The sequence below is a fragment of the Bartonella propinqua genome (genome assembly GCF_047263965.1).
In the GTDB taxonomy this organism is placed as follows: Bacteria; Pseudomonadota; Alphaproteobacteria; order Rhizobiales; family Rhizobiaceae; genus Bartonella.
Genome location: NZ_JBLEBK010000005.1, coordinates 29465 through 45294, shown reverse-complemented (window position 1 = coordinate 45294; position 15830 = coordinate 29465). Strand labels below are relative to the sequence as shown.

The 15830-nt window shown below is 33.4% G+C and carries 9 protein-coding genes, 1 tRNA gene and 1 pseudogene; 7 read left to right on the top strand and 4 right to left on the bottom strand.

Going from position 1 to position 15830, the window contains the following annotated elements:
- Positions 1 to 897 precede the first annotated feature (897 nt).
- The 3 genes from rpmG to ACMFKV_RS04880 all read left to right on the top strand — a co-directional run bounded on the left by rpmG (position 898) and on the right by ACMFKV_RS04880 (position 2726).
- Positions 898 to 1065, top strand: a complete 168-nt coding sequence (rpmG, locus tag ACMFKV_RS04890; RefSeq protein ID WP_004864083.1) for a 50S ribosomal protein L33 — start codon at positions 898 to 900, stop codon at positions 1063 to 1065.
- Between the two features lie 412 nt (positions 1066 to 1477).
- Positions 1478 to 2041 (top strand): thermonuclease family protein, encoded by a 564-nt coding sequence (locus tag ACMFKV_RS04885; RefSeq protein ID WP_413154639.1) that lies wholly within the window; start codon positions 1478 to 1480, stop codon positions 2039 to 2041.
- 49 nt (positions 2042 to 2090) lie between these two features.
- Entirely contained in the window at positions 2091 to 2726 is a 636-nt protein-coding gene (locus tag ACMFKV_RS04880; protein WP_336288375.1) for a uracil-DNA glycosylase family protein, read from the top strand.
- A gap of 541 nt (positions 2727 to 3267) precedes the next feature.
- On the opposite strand, the gene cobT is transcribed toward ACMFKV_RS04880, so the two are convergent.
- The 3 genes from cobT to glpD all read right to left on the bottom strand — a co-directional run bounded on the left by cobT (position 3268) and on the right by glpD (position 7606).
- On the bottom strand, positions 3268 to 4275 hold the full coding sequence (gene cobT, locus ACMFKV_RS04875) for a nicotinate-nucleotide--dimethylbenzimidazole phosphoribosyltransferase (RefSeq protein WP_413154638.1): 1008 nt from the start codon (positions 4273 to 4275) through the stop codon (positions 3268 to 3270).
- A 368-nt stretch (positions 4276 to 4643) separates the two neighbouring features.
- Positions 4644 to 5630: a tRNA dihydrouridine(20/20a) synthase DusA gene (gene dusA, locus ACMFKV_RS04870; RefSeq protein ID WP_336288373.1), complete on the bottom strand. Its 987-nt coding sequence runs from the start codon at positions 5628 to 5630 to the stop codon at positions 4644 to 4646.
- A gap of 461 nt (positions 5631 to 6091) precedes the next feature.
- On the bottom strand, positions 6092 to 7606 hold the full coding sequence (glpD, locus tag ACMFKV_RS04865) for a glycerol-3-phosphate dehydrogenase (protein WP_413154637.1): 1515 nt from the start codon (positions 7604 to 7606) through the stop codon (positions 6092 to 6094).
- Positions 7607 to 7960: 354 nt separating this feature from the next.
- Between glpD and ACMFKV_RS04860 the strand changes: the two genes are divergently transcribed.
- The 4 genes from ACMFKV_RS04860 (at position 7961) to ACMFKV_RS04845 (ending at position 11243) form a co-directional block, all read left to right on the top strand.
- On the top strand, positions 7961 to 8836 hold the full coding sequence (locus ACMFKV_RS04860) for a DsbA family protein (protein ID WP_413154636.1): 876 nt from the start codon (positions 7961 to 7963) through the stop codon (positions 8834 to 8836).
- Between the two features lie 269 nt (positions 8837 to 9105).
- Positions 9106 to 9600, top strand: a complete 495-nt coding sequence (accB, locus tag ACMFKV_RS04855) for an acetyl-CoA carboxylase biotin carboxyl carrier protein (protein ID WP_336288370.1) — start codon at positions 9106 to 9108, stop codon at positions 9598 to 9600.
- A 14-nt stretch (positions 9601 to 9614) separates the two neighbouring features.
- Positions 9615 to 10973, top strand: coding sequence for an acetyl-CoA carboxylase biotin carboxylase subunit (gene accC, locus ACMFKV_RS04850; RefSeq protein ID WP_413154635.1), 1359 nt, complete (start codon positions 9615 to 9617; stop codon positions 10971 to 10973).
- A 194-nt stretch (positions 10974 to 11167) separates the two neighbouring features.
- Positions 11168 to 11243 (top strand) — tRNA-Thr (locus ACMFKV_RS04845).
- 1297 nt (positions 11244 to 12540) lie between these two features.
- On the opposite strand, the pseudogene ACMFKV_RS04840 reads toward ACMFKV_RS04845, so the two are convergent.
- Positions 12541 to 15193 (bottom strand): annotated as a pseudogene (locus ACMFKV_RS04840) (autotransporter outer membrane beta-barrel domain-containing protein).
- Positions 15194 to 15830: the final 637 nt, after the last annotated feature.

The window sequence follows — 15830 nt, the reverse complement described above, 5'->3', positions numbered from 1 at the left end:
CACTTAAGAAGTATGATTTTGATTCCATTTATGATATTGAATTAAAGTTTGCAACACATCCAATGCTGACAATCAAAAGTGAAAATACAAAAATCTGTACTTTTACGATCGACTCCATCCTTATTGTACTTTCTGCCATATCACGTTTTTAAATTTTAGAAATTTAAGTCTAAAAATTTAAAGGAAGTCAGCATATACTATTTATTTTTTATATTTTTTTATCTTAATCAACAATGATCGTACTTCTTTATAGTACTTTTAAAATAAAAAAATTTTTCCTTATAACATCTTTAATATTGATCATTGGATATAGCGAAAATAAGGTAATATTCTTTATGGCTATCCTCCGTGCTTATTAATAATGTTTTACTCTTAAATTTCTACACTAAGCATTATAAGTGATTGCACAAAGTATCAGCTCCATTTTCCTATAAGCTGCATTATTTTACGCTATATTAAAAATTTTATAAGATACCACTATAATCAAACAATTATGAATTTTACAGTTATAAATTTTGATGTTTTTTCTTTTGTTTTTCACGGGCGAATTTGCTGATTTTTATGTAGTCAAGCTTGCACAGTTTAGGCACATATCTCAATCTCCATGAATACAGCTACTACTCATGCTGTTTTTATCCTCTTTTATTGTATCGATATGCGCATTAAATTAATCATTATCGGATAATCTATGAGATATTCTTAAAGTATTTAAATTTTTCTGTATTCATTTGTTTTTTACTTATATATTAATTTTGTTTTGATCGAATTTATGAGAAAATTAATCAGCTCTTGACTTTTTTTAGAACATCCGTAGTGTATTGCAAAATCTGATTGCACCAAAAATAGATTTTGGGAGCAAAGTGATATTGTTTTCAGTATAAATAGGATCCTTATATTATGGCTAAGGCAGCAACCATTAAGATCAAGCTTTTATCAACTGCAGATACTGGTTTTTTTTATGTGACAAAAAAAAATAGCCGCACAATGACAGATAAAATGAGCAAACGTAAATATGATCCAGTTGTGAAAAAGCATGTTGAATTCAAAGAAACGAAAATTAAGTAATTGACTTTACCATTTAACTGGAAACTGCTGTAACCGAAAAAAGAGGTAGATTTTATTGATCTCTGAATTTAGTTTCTAGAGGATATTTTTATAAAAAGTGGAAACAATCTGGCGATCTCCACAAAACAAAAGTGCATTTAGGTTTTTATAACTATAACGCTATTATGCTTAAATGAAGTAGATTTATTGATCGCCACCTTGATCGTGGGTATCATCACCGTAGTGGGTTTGACTTGTTTTAATTATATAGTCAAGATTCAAAATGAATTGAACACACAAAATTTTTTCGCTATATTTTTGTTATAATTGGGTAGTACGTTTATTTTTATCAAAATAATGAAAGCTTGTCGCAAAAGCTGTTAAGTGAATGTTTTCCAAAACAAGCGTATCATGATAGCAGTTTTTTAATTTTATGAGAAAAAAAAGCTCTCAGTTTTATCTAAAAAGCTTTAAATTAAAGCTTATCGGTCTTAGCATTCTTGCGGCAATCACACTTATTGTCTTTGTGACAATTTATCTCAAGTGTGCTCAAATATGCTCCCCAAAGGACAATTTTAGTTCCCAAGCCTTTATCAAAGGAAATGCGTCTATTATTGATGGCGATTCAATCACGATTTCTTCTGTTATTATCCGACTGATAGGGATTGATGCTCCAGAGCTTCGCCAATTTTGTGGCACAAAGGAATCACGATATCCATGTGGACTTGAAGCAAAAAAATATTTAAAACAACTTATAGCAAATCAGCCTATCACATGTTATTGGTACAAAAAAGATAAATATCATCGCATTCTTGCGACATGTAAAACAAAGCAAGTCAGCAATATAAATGCAACGATGGTACGCAATGGTTGGGCTGTAAGTTATTATAGTTACCCTAAAGAAGAACAAGAAGCCAGACAGAAAAAAAGAGGAATATGGCAATCAAATTTTCAACAACCGAAAAAATGGCGAAAGACGCATCCTTGGACAGAATAAAGAAAGTATTTTCTGCTCTAAAACGCATTCTTTAAATTTCCGCTTACCTATGAAGCAACAACAGTGTAGTCAAATTATAAAACTTGAAAAACAAATTTACTCCTGTCGTGTTTGTATCAAATGTCCACATTATCTTCCTCCTCTTCCACACGAGCCAAAACCTGTGGTTTATTTATCCAATACAGCTTCGATCGCAATCGCAGGTCAAGCACCAGGATTACGTGTACATGAAAGTTCTATTCCTTTTAACGATCGTTCTGGTGAAAGATTACGTAATTGGCTTAACGTAACTAGAGATGAATTTTATAACAAATCTCTATTTGCTATTGTTCCTATGGGATTTTGTTTTCCAGGCTATGACCAAAATAAATCTGATTTACCACCAAGACGTGAATGTCAAGAAATATGGCATGAAAAGGTATTTCAAGCTATGCCACAAATAAAGCTTGTCTTAGCTATTGGAAGTTATGCACAAAAATGGCATATTACAGAGCTCAAACATAAAACCGTTTCAGCAACCGTCAGTGATTGGAAAAATATTCTTTCCATACGTCAACCTCGAGGCTATAATGTTATGCCTTTACCCCACCCATCATGGCGAAACACTTTTTGGTTACAGAAAAATCCATGGTTTCATGATGAACTTATTGTGTACCTCCGCAATTTAGTACGTAAATTTTTATAAACTGGCTATTAAAAAAGAAAAATATGGATTATTCTTATCGAAAATCTTATATCTTTTACAAGAAAATGTGACATTTCTTATCATTGATATCATTAAAAAATTGAACTTTTCATAACATCTTATCGAAAGAAAATTCAAAAATTTAAAGGACAGAGTGTTATTCAACGTTGTGATACCATGTTTATTTCCCCCCTAAATTTAAATGCACATATCACTATTTTTGTTTTTATTTATACCAATACATACAAGCATAAATGCTTTAAGCGCTTTTTAAAAATTGTGTAGAAAACTCAAAGCTATCGAATTTATCGTATGAGTAAAAATATTAACTATCAATTGTGCGTTATCATTTCTAATATTGTAACTTATAATCTTTGGTACAAAAAATTAATTGCTAAAATTGATATTCGTAACATCTTAATTTGTAATAATAGAACACATTAACTACATAGCTTCCCTCATTAACTATGTAAAACTGCAAAAAATTAATAAATCAAACTCTTAAAGAATTTTTTTAGCTTTATAATTACGCTATAATCCCTTAAATACTTAAATCTTCTTGTTTGAAAAGTGTCATTTGTGCGTGCGTTAAGACTGCAGCTTTGACAACACCAGCTGCCATAGCTGCACCAATCCCTTCACCAAAACACATTCCCAAATCTAAAAGTGGTTCTTTCCCAATTTTTTCTAAAATCTTGCGATGCGCTGACTCTGAAGAAATATGCCCAACAATTATATGATCAAGAATTCTTGGATGCATTTTATAAAGTACTGCTGCTGCTGCTGTTGCTACAAAACCATCCAAAATAACTGGTATTTTTTCCATCCTTGCAGCTAAAATGGCACCCACCATAGCAGCAATTTCACGCCCTCCTAGGCAACGCATTACTTCAAAAGGATCATCAAAATTATGCTTATGTAAAGCAATAGCTGTCTTAACGGCTGCTATTTTACGCTGATAAAACTTTTCATCAGATTCTATGGTTTTTTCTACCCATTCCTCAACTTCTCCACCAAACAATGCTAAACATAAAGCTGAAGCTATCGTCGTGTTCCCAATACCCATTTCACCTATACACACAAGATCTGTTCCACCAGCAATGGATTCCATTCCAAACGCCATTGTAGCAGCTGCAGTACGCTCATCCATCGCTGCATCTTTGGTAATATTCATTGTTGGATATTCCAGTGCCAAATCAAATATCTTCAGTCCAAGATCATAAGCTATGCAAATTTGATTAATAGCACCACCTCCCGCAGCAAAATTTTGTACCATTTTTTGCGTCATAGATTGCGGAAATGGTGTAATATTTTCATCTATGATACCATGAGTCCCAGAAAAAATTGCAACTAAAGGCCGCATTATAATAGGCTTTTCTGCACCTCTCCATCCTGCATACCAAACTGCAATATCTCCCAATTTTCCTAGCGATCCTTGCGTCTTTGTTAAAATTTCTTGTCGTTTTTTTGCCAAAATTATAGAAGACTCATCAGCAACAGGTAAATTTTTAAGTAAAGCACGGAAATCATCAAACGGACTGATGGTCATATAAAGATACCTTTTAAAATTGATAATGCGTCATTAGAATCTTGTCATATAAACAGGATATGAATAATTTGTTGTTTTTTTAAAAAAGAGATTTAAGCATATTAAATATTATTAACAAAATTATTGGTATATTCAATCTTTTAACCACATAACTGTTTTCCCCCGATTTACAGATCATCCATTTCACGATCTATTTTTGTATTGAGTAATAATGATAAGCACATTATTTAGTATATATCATTGACATATTTTCAATGAAAATAATAACAACTTCCTATAGTTTATAAAATAAAGTTGCTTTTAAGAAAGCTTTTTCAAAAAACAGAGCTTTAAAAAAGCTAAGTTTTGATACATATTATTTCATAAAATTATTGTGAAATGAAAGCAGAAAAAGCTTCTTTTAAAACATGCACGCCCGCATCTCTTCTTGTTGCATCATTTGATAATACTTGCCGCCATCGACGTGCTCCATCTTGACCATGAAACAAACCAATCATATGACGTGTCACATGAGACAATCGTCCACCTAATGCGATATGTTGGGCAGCGTAATCACACATATGCTCAATAAGATCATAATCGCTAAGATCGTTCTGTAATTCACCATATATTTCAGAATCAACGTGCTTTAGCAAAGCTGGATCATGATAAATCCGTCGACCAACCATAGCTGCATCACACAAAGTCAAATGTTTTTTTACTTCATCAATTGATTTAATTCCACCATTTATCCCAATGAAATTATTTTGATATTTACGTTTTAATTTATAAACTCTTTCATAATTAAGCGGAGGAACATCTCGGTTTTCTTTCGGGCTTAACCCTTGTAACCATGCTTTACGTGCATGTACCCAAAGTGCATCACACCCAGCATTCCAAACTTGATCAGCAAAAAGGTCTAAAGTTAATTCTTCATTTTGCTCATCCACACCAATCCTACATTTAACAGTTACAGATACAGTAACAGCTTTCTTCATCGCTTCTACAGCATTTGCCACAACATTGGGATGTAACATCAAACAAGCACCAAATATACCTGCCTGAACACGATGTGATGGGCAACCAACATTGAGATTTATTTCGTCATAACCGAAACTTTCTGCAATTCTCGCTGCCTCTGCCAATTTTTGCGGATCTGATCCCCCTAATTGCAAGGCAATTGGATGTTCTTGATGGTGCAAAGCCAATAGTTGTTCACGATTACCATGAATTACAGCATCGGCTACAACCATTTCAGTATAAAGCAGTGCCTTTTTTGTTAAAAGGCGATAAAAAAACCTGCAATGCCGATCTGTCCAATCCAACATTGGCGCAACTGCGAATTTTACTGGTGATGGAGAACTATAAAATGTCATAAAAATATTATTCTCACGTTTCTATTCATAGCTCCCCATTCACACATTACAAATATTCACTTTTTTGACTTCATAAAAAGATTATCTTTTTTCTCGATTAATAGATGTAAAAAACAATTTATATTCAATTGATTTTTAAAAAACCTAAAAACTATTATAAATTTAAATAAAGAAAAAATAAAAATATATTATATATTAAAATAATTTATTTATATGTATATAATAATTTCATTAAATATAAATGTAATTATAATAAGTTATTAAATAGAGCTTTTCTTCAAGTATAAGGTCATTTATTATTCTCTAATACAGTATTTAAATATATTCTTATTTTTATAATTCATAAAATAAATCGTTAAATAACTTATATCATTACACCTTATCTTCCTGTAGCGCTTTTCAATAGATTCCGCAAATAGATGTCATAATAAAACAACGTAAACTCTCTAAAGATGAATTCATCATAAATTTTGTTCACTCCCTCTTTTGTTTTGCATATAATTGGAAAGAACATCAACCTCTTCTTTATTAAACAAAAGTCCAAGTTTTGAACGGCGCCATAATACATCTTCACATGTCCTAGCCCATTCTTTTTCCATTAACCATTTTACTTCTACTTCATAAAGTCCATGCCCAAAATCTTTTCCTTTATCTGCTTTACCATTTGCAAATATTATTAATGCCTCAGAACCATAAGAGCGAGCAAGTCTGCGACATGTAAAAGAATCTAAATCTGATATGAAAAAAGCGATCTTATTTTCGATTATATCTAACCGATTATATGGAAAATCGCCCCCAGGAAGTGTTGAATGAGCTGTCCACGGCGCTCCCTTTGTCCCAAGCGCTTTTTCAACAAATTTCATCACATCTTCAGCTAATTTTCGATAAGTTGTAATCTTTCCACCATAAAGATTAAGAATTCGTGGAATACTTTCTGTGCCCATTTCTTTTAAAACATAATCACGTGTAAGCTCTTGTGCTTTTGAAGATCCATCATCATAGAGTGGGCGAACACCAGAGTAAGTCCAACTAATGCTTTCACGCAATACTGGCTGTATAAAATATTCGCTCGCTGCTGCACAGATATAATCAATCTCTGCATCCGTAATATGAACGTTAGCAGGATCACCCTGATAATCACAATCTGTTGTTCCAAGTAATGTAAACTCTTCTTGATACGGGATAGAAAATATAATACGTCCATCACTGTTTTGAAAAATATAAGCACGATCATGATCGTAAAGCTTTGGAACGAGAATATGAGAACCTCTCACCAGTCGTACTGGTGGATTTTCTTTATAGTCTAATACATTTTCTAAAACATGATTAATCCAAGGCCCTGTCATATTTACGACATAAGAAGTCGTGACGCAATATTCTTTGCCACGTAACTTGTCTCGAAGAATTACAAGCCACTTTTTTTCTTCTCTTTTTAAGGAAAGAACTTCCGTCCGTACCTTTATATCAGCGCCCCACTTTTCTGCATCACGAGCGTTAGCAATCACCAACCGCGCATCATCTACTCTTGCATCAGAATATTCAAAACCTCTCTGATATTCTTTTTTAAGTGTAGAGGAAAAATTTTTTGACAAATTAACTGTTTTACTACGCCACAGTTTTTGATGCCAATCACCAAGATAATCATAAATGAAAAGCCCAAAGCGCAATATCCAAGCAGGACGTAATTTTTTATGATAAGGAAGAATAAAACGTAAAGGACGCACAATATGTGGTGCCATACGCCAAATGACCTCTCGCTCTTTCAATGCTTCACGAACAAGTTTGAATTCATAATGTTCAAGATAACGAAGACCGCCATGAATGAGCTTTGTGGACGCACTTGATGTGCCTGATGCAAGATCATTCATTTCAGCCAATCCCACTTTAAACCCACGTCCAGCTGCGTCTCTCGCTAATCCACATCCGTTTATTCCCCCACCAATAATAAACAAGTCATAATGCGTTGTGGTTTTCATAATCTCACTTTTCATATTAGATTTATTTTGTTTCACTGTATGCAATAAAACAACAGCCAAAAATTAATGTTGGTGCTTTCAATCAAATTATTAACGTGCCTTTTTGACGATAAATTAAGATAATATTCGATAAAAAGGAGAAAAATTTTCAACCATTGCACAAAACACGATTATCGTAAAAAAACATGCGTTACATGAAGTTTTCTAAACCTTCTTATAATAAAGAAAAAACTGATGTTTTCTCTACATCCTACAAGATTTATGCTACAGTTAAATGCTTTGTTGCATATCCGCAATAGTTTTCATATAGTTTACTGGCATCATAATCGAAAATAAAAATATGAAGGCACACAGATGACCTATCAGCCTCAACATTCAAAAACGACACTCATTGCAAAATTTTCAGTAGCAATTATGCTGAGTATTTCTTTAATCTACTCACCTTCTTTATCGCATGCACAGTTAAACGAAAAAATATCAAATGATGTGAATTTAGGAAAACTAAAAACACAGCTTTTAGAAGATCCTGCTTTTTTGTCTAAACTGAAAGAAAAGATTGTACCATATATTAACGATCATGATATTCAAAAAGTTGTAAAAGATTATTTACTTACTAATCCAGAAATTATGATTCAAATGCAGTTTATCCTTCAGGAAAAACTAGAAAAACTAGAAGAACAAAGAACCCAAAAACAATCTTCGGTCATTAATTCATTGAAAAAAGAAATTTTTCAATCTCCTCATGATATTGTTTTAGGAAACCCAAATGGTAAAATAGCGCTTGTTGATTTTTTTGATTATAATTGTAAATTCTGTAAAAGCTCTTATCACCACATAGAAAGCTTAATAAAAGAATACCCTAATTTACGGGTTATTGTTAAAGATTTACCAATTTTGGGACGCGATTCTACTGCTGCACATACTGTTGCATATGCTTTTCGAAAACAGCTTCCAGAGAAATATCCTCAATTTTATAAAGCACTTTTAACTAATCAAGGTCGTGCAAATGAAGCTACAGCTATAAAAATAGCAATTTCATTAGGAGCAGATGAAAGAAAATTGCGCAATGCAATAAAAGATCCTACTCTGTTGAACTCTTTTAAAGAAAATATTCAAATTGCTTCTGCATTAAATATCACAGGTACCCCTTCTTATATCATTGGGGATAAAGTGCTTATCGGAGCCGTAAGCAAAAATATTCTAGAAGAATTAATAAAAAATATGCAATAAATAACCCGTTTACCTTGTCAACTTTATGAAAATACCGCAAAGTGGAAAATTTATGATTCTTTTTTTGCTTTCTCTTTTTTATCAACAAGCTTATAAATGCAACTTTGCATGATAAACATAAGCTTAAAGCTGCAAAATACAATGAGTAAAAATATCAAAAAAAGTACAGGTCTTAAAAAATTCTCAAAAAAGTCATCCGTAATCTAAAGATATTCAATCATAAAATTTAAACAATAATGGTCTTCATTGATCAAGGAGTTAAAAGTAAAATGGCAACAAAAAAAGTGGATGCGACAAAACATACCGCAATTAATACGAAAATTATCCGCGATCTTGCTGAAATTTTGAATGATACGAATTTAACTAATATTGAACTTGAACAGGGTGGACTTCGTATTTGTGTATCACGTCAAAACAGCTCCGTCGCTCCTGAACAAACAATTTATGCCCCTGTTTCCACTCCTACTGTTGCCGTATCATCCCCCCCTTCAACTCCAACAACTGAACCTCTTGCACAGGAAGATAAATCAAAGAATGCGATAACATCTCCAATGGTTGGTACGGTGTATCTTGCACCTTCACCAGGCGCACAAAACTTTATAGAAGTAGGAAAAAATGTTTCTGAAGGAGAAACATTACTTATCGTTGAAGCAATGAAAATGATGAATCAAATTCCCTCACCACATTCAGGCAAGGTAACTGCTATTCTAGTTCAAGATGGGCAACCTGTTGAATTTGGTGAACCACTTGTTGTTATTGAATAAAGCGAGAACTTATTATGATTCGAAAAATCCTCATTGCTAATCGAGGAGAGATTGCTCTTCGTGTTTTGCGAGCCTGCAAAGAACTTGGAATAAAGACTGTAGCTGTTCATTCAATTGCTGATGCTGATGCGATGCATGTCCGCCTTGCTGATGAAAGTGTTTGTATTGGTCCTCCCCCAGCTCGAGATTCTTATTTAAGTGTTCATCAAATTATTGCTGCATGCGAGATTACGGGAGCTGATGCTGTTCATCCAGGCTATGGCTTTCTTTCTGAGAATGCAAAATTTGCAGATGTGTTAGAAGCTCATGACATTATATTTATTGGCCCAACAGCTGCACATATTCGAATGATGGGTGATAAAATTGAAGCAAAGAAAACTGCTAAAAAACTTGGAATTCCTGTAGTACCAGGTTCAGATGGAGCTGTCACAGAAGAAGCAGATGCATTACGTACTGCTAATGAAATTGGTTATCCCGTTATTATTAAAGCTTCTGCCGGTGGTGGTGGACGTGGTATGAAAGTTGCCCATTCTGAACAGGAATTTGCTATGGCTCTTAAAGTAGCTCGCTCAGAAGCTGGATCTGTTTTTGGTAATGATGCAGTTTACATTGAAAAATATCTAAAAAAACCACGCCATATTGAAATTCAAGTCATAGGTGATGGAGCAGGAAATGCTCTTCATTTAGGAGAACGCGATTGTTCGATTCAGCGACGTCATCAAAAAGTATGGGAAGAAGCTAGGTCACCTGCACTGAATGAAACTGAACGGAAAAAAATTGGTGATATTGTTGCAAATGCCTGCGCTAAACTTGGATATCGTGGCGCAGGTACTATCGAGTTTCTTTATGAAAATGGCGAATTTTACTTCATTGAGATGAATACTCGCTTACAAGTCGAGCATCCTATAACAGAGGAAATTACAGGCATAGATTTAGTTCACGAACAAATTCATATTGCATCTGGTCAAGGGCTTTCAGTCAAACAAGAAGATATCTGCTTTTCTGGTCATGCTATTGAATGCCGTATCAATGCAGAAGATCCCGTTAACTTTACGCCATCCCCAGGAACTATTACACATTTTCATACACCTGGAGGTTTAGGAATTCGTGTAGATTCAGGCGCTTATTCTGGTTACCGTATTCCGCCTTATTATGATAGCCTAATTGGAAAACTAATTGTCCATGGGCGTACACGCTTAGAGTGTATGATGCGTTTACGGCGTGCTTTAGACGAATTTGTAGTTGATGGAATAAAAACCACATTACCTTTATTTCGTGATCTTATTAATAATCAAGATATCACAGATGGTAATTATAATATTCACTGGCTAGAGAAGTATCTTTCTAATCAATCAGATTCTTCAGATTCGTAATTTAAAACTATAAAGTAGTGGAATTTCATCACTGCCTCTATTAAATAGAGGTATGGGAGTAATATTGACAGTACAAGATAATAAAAAAGCTTATTATTTTATAATTTGTAACAAAGTTTTTTAAAATATGTATAAAATCGATAATTTTCTATTTTCCTTTTTGTGAGTTTGTGTTACTTCCCATGTGTGGTTACGCCCTTATAGCTCAGTTGGTAGAGCACCTGATTTGTAATCAGGGGGTCGGGAGTTCGAGTCTCTCTGGGGGCACCAGACCTTTTTTATTATGTATAACTTATTGATTTAATGTATTTTTTTAAAGTGAAGAATACGTAAATAAAGGTGAGAGAATAAGGTTTTCGAACCTGCCTTTATCATGGCGTTTTTTGTATCAAATTTTTTATTGTAGCTATTAGATTTTTGTATCGATTTATTTTTTAAAAAGGTTTTTAAGAGGTCTTTAAAAAAGGGGCTTTAAAGCCTCCTCGGAGGGTATTTTTTTCTTCTATTAAACGTGATAATCAGTTCTTTAGCTGCAGTATTATTTGAAAAGACAAAAGTATAAGATGTAGCCACTTCTTTTATATGAAATTGACTGAAGGTTTTTCGAATCTTTGGCACGTCATTTAAAGAGAAAAGGAACTTCCCTTTTAATTGTACAAGAATCGTTGCCATCATCTGATAATCTTCCCGCTTAAACAAATCCTTTCTGTAATAACCCTCAACACTCCAATAAGCTCTAATAACGCTTCGATTTTAAAATAATTAAATCGTGCTCTACGATCAGTTGAAACACCAAAAGTGCGGCTAACCACCTTACCACTAAAACTCAATCGTTGCAGATATAAAAACCGAACAGCGTGCTCCAAGTTGGTTAAATTATTTGGGTCTTGGCTGAGAGAGACATTGAAACTCCTGACTGCTGCTAATCTGAAACTTCACCATATCCATAAATAACTGATAATGACGCTGCGGCACCCGAAAAAAATTCACCACATTGCCAGAACAATCATTGATGATTGTCTGCTGTTGGAATCTGTTTTTTTCCTAAAGAAAATCTCATCCTATCCAAGAAAGAGGAACAGAATAAAGGATGGAAGTGGGTATAAATCTGCATTCACGATTTTTTTCATTGACAATTTTTTAAATTTTTTTGACGCTTATATAATTTTTTTCTTTACCTTAAAAATCTTTAAAAAATTCCTATCAGGACACTTTTGAGGATTCAGATTATCACTAAAAAGAAATGTTTTTTGATATTTTTATATAACTCTTATTACGATTTTAAACCTTGTAGAAATTCAGTTTTTTCAGGGTAACAATCGCTGAAAAATCAAAAATAAAGAGCTAATTTTCCCTTTACCATTTATGCTAAACACGCCAATACACACACTCTCGAACCCATCACCTCGTATCTAGAAGCAATTCCATCCGAGAACTTAGTAAATTAAATTTTGAAAAATAAATATAAGACTCCACTTCTCAGTCTCTAAAAGATTTTTATTGAAAAATAATTTTTCTACAAAAAATAATTAAAAATCCTCTGAACCTGCAGTTTATCAAAGAGCTTTTAAAAGCGATAACGCAACCCAGCAGAAAAATGAACTCCAGAAAAACCAGACTTAGTAAGCTTATGCCGATAAACCAAATCACTGTGAAGCATAATTTTTTTGAGACAATTGCGAATAGACGCCCACTCCCGCTTCTAAGGAAGAACCAAAGGAAGCTAACTGAAAAGCATCTTTAAAATGCACAAATTGCTTTCTTTCAAAATTATGAGTAAAATGAAGCTACCATAAAAAGAGGTGGCACGATCCTTTTCAGATACTACAAATGTCTTTGTTACATTCCCTCCAACACGCATTACCCATTGATCAGGGTTTCCCATCTCAATATCAAAGCCACCAATATCACGTGCTTTATTAAACTGGAGATGTTGATAAATAATCTGAATCTGTGGGTCAAAACAAAGTCTTTATACCCTATCATAAATGCTTTCTTTACCAATAGACAATGAAGCGCTTAGAGAATTACCTTTTAATGTAGCTGTCTTTCCTTCTACGAAAGTAAAAACATCACCTTTAAATAGACCATAGGATAAAAAACCATCCAGATAAAGACCCGCATCATGCTGCATGCTGCCATATACTATACGACTGACCATTTATCTAATGAACTTTTTTGACTTTCTTCAACATTTTGAGGCTGCAAAGAAAGTTTTCCATAAATTCCCATCACCCCAAAAGATGTTGTACTATATGGATTCTCAATTGTCTTCAGTAAGATGCCCAAGCCATATTCAAGTGCGGACAAATTTGAAGTATAATGGTGGTTAGCACTATAACCATGCACAAATAAAGTAGGGTTTTTATCAATTTTTAAAAATCTACTAGTAGCAGTTCGCATAGTTTCCAACTGCCTATTTTGATTGCTAATATCCATCAAATCAGCATGAAACAAAGCGTTTGGCAAAAGCAGATAAGTTGAAATTTGTGGAACAACAAGCCTCACTTTTAGCTCAGAATGAGGAGCGATCTCAAAAGAAGGCGCGATAGGAAAAAGCGCAGCAGGTTCAATATATTTACTTTCAAGTCGATAATCCCAAAAATCCCCCTCGCCTTCAATCAATCTTTGAGCAGTACTTGTATTCCCATAAGAAGAATTTGGGACCATACGCATGAAGATAGTATTGATAAGGAAAACCCTTCAACGTGATATAAGCACTACTTAATTGAAAAGAGTCTTCCTCCGCTTTTCCATACACTTGAATAATTGAAATACTTTGAACATCTTCATTACCAATTTCTCCTCCTTTATCTTCTGCAATGAACTGCACATGAACTGTAGATTTTCCAGAGACATCACCATAAATCAAAATCCGATCAGTCTTTTGATTATCAAATGAACCACCATTATTGATATAGGTGTTAAAATAAAGACGCGCATTACCCTGCACACTGAAAACTTCTTCGGCTCCATTTCCAATACGAAGTATCTGATATTTTGTAAATATTGGAGTTTCAAAAACAATAGCACTATCAGAAAATCTTACAAATGCAATGGACGAGATTACGCGATCCGAATTTTGCCAATTTATTTCTTTCCTTTTTGTCAAAATCCATTTTGAATCTCCACTTAAATAAAGTTCTGCGATAGAATCATCAAAAACACGAGTGCCTCCTTTAAGCACAGAGGAATCAGCTAAGATTCCTACAGAATCCTCCTTTTCAAGCGTTAACAACAAATTGCCAGAGATTTCAGTCCCTTTTGAAGCTGCAATATAACCGCTACTCTTGCTACTATAAATAGCTGTACCATCTGGAGCATTAAAAATGGTTAAAAAAAAACAAACTCTTGTTCAGAATCATTGTCTCCTTTGTCTATATCAAAGTGTATACCGTGCTGGGCACCTGTCACCGTAACTATTAAATCATCAATATAAACCCGTGAAACTGAAATATTCTCTTTCATGTCAACATTCGGCTGTGCATTAACATATAGCCCAGTCCACAAACCACGAATATCTGTAGCCATAACACTGCTATTCTTTAAATGAATAGAACCATGCTGATTTATATTTAAAGCTGTATGGAAGACTTCATCTTCCTCATTAACTACTTTTTGATTTTTAGAAGTAATGGTAACACCATCTAAAATTGCACTTCCCCTAGTCCCTACATAAAGAGCTGCTGCATTTCTCACATCGATCGCCCCACCTATCCTATCATCTTAATGCTTGCATCAACACTACTAAAAAGAGCAGTTCCTTGGATAGATTCCTGATCTTCCACCTTAATTTTTGCATCAGTTAAAATAACAGATGCTCCTTGTTTTTCTGCATAAACACCCACTTCAGCAGTCTTAATAGATCTACGATCTATTTCTATAATCCCATTATTTGAAGCAAACACACCATAAGCACTACTTATAATTTTTACATGTGTTACTTGGATAACTGTTACCGATTCTTCTGCTACTATGGTAGCAGGCAACATAAAAAAATTATCTTTTTTACTTCCTTCTTCAAAGACCTCAACGAACTGATACACTTTATTAGCAATCTTATGCTTTTTGCCATCATTACATCTATAATACGGTTTGTTTTCATTACACGAAAATGACACAAATGAACCAGAACGCGCCTGAATATCTACGGTTAATAAAAAAGAAAAAACAGCTATCGTAAAAACGCACAAATATAAATGATTTTTAGATACTTTCATTATTCTTCTTCAAGCTTTCTTTTTTCTCAACGAAAACAAAAAATGTAGGAAAAAACCAACTACGACTTAAAATATGATACGTAAAAATGAAAAGGATAATTTGTTACACATCTTACTAAATCTAGCACATATAGTTCGTTTTGTATTTTATAAAAATTATAATATTATATATTTTCCAATATATAATATTATAATTCAGTCAAATTTTCCTATTCACAAAGATATTATATGGATTATTTTCTTTAATGAAAATCTACATCAACAAGTAGAATCTTTTATTCTCTACCATAAACACTTTACCATCAATCGATGAAATACTTCCAAATAAAAGACTTTCGCCATGTTACCACACACTATACTGGATATCTATGCAATAAGTGACATTGTGTTATGTTAATGAATATTCATCATGTAAAATGCTGCTAATGAAATTAATATGCACTTTGACACTCATACTTAATAAAAAAAGCACCGTTATCTTTTCAGATGTCTAAATAAAATTACTGAAATCAGCCTTAAATACTGAGAAAAGCACATAAACATTATGCTCTAAAACATTGTAACTATAACTCTTCCTTTGTCACATAAACAAAAAAGTCGTAATTAAGTTTTACTTTTAAGGAAGATCTTTTACAAA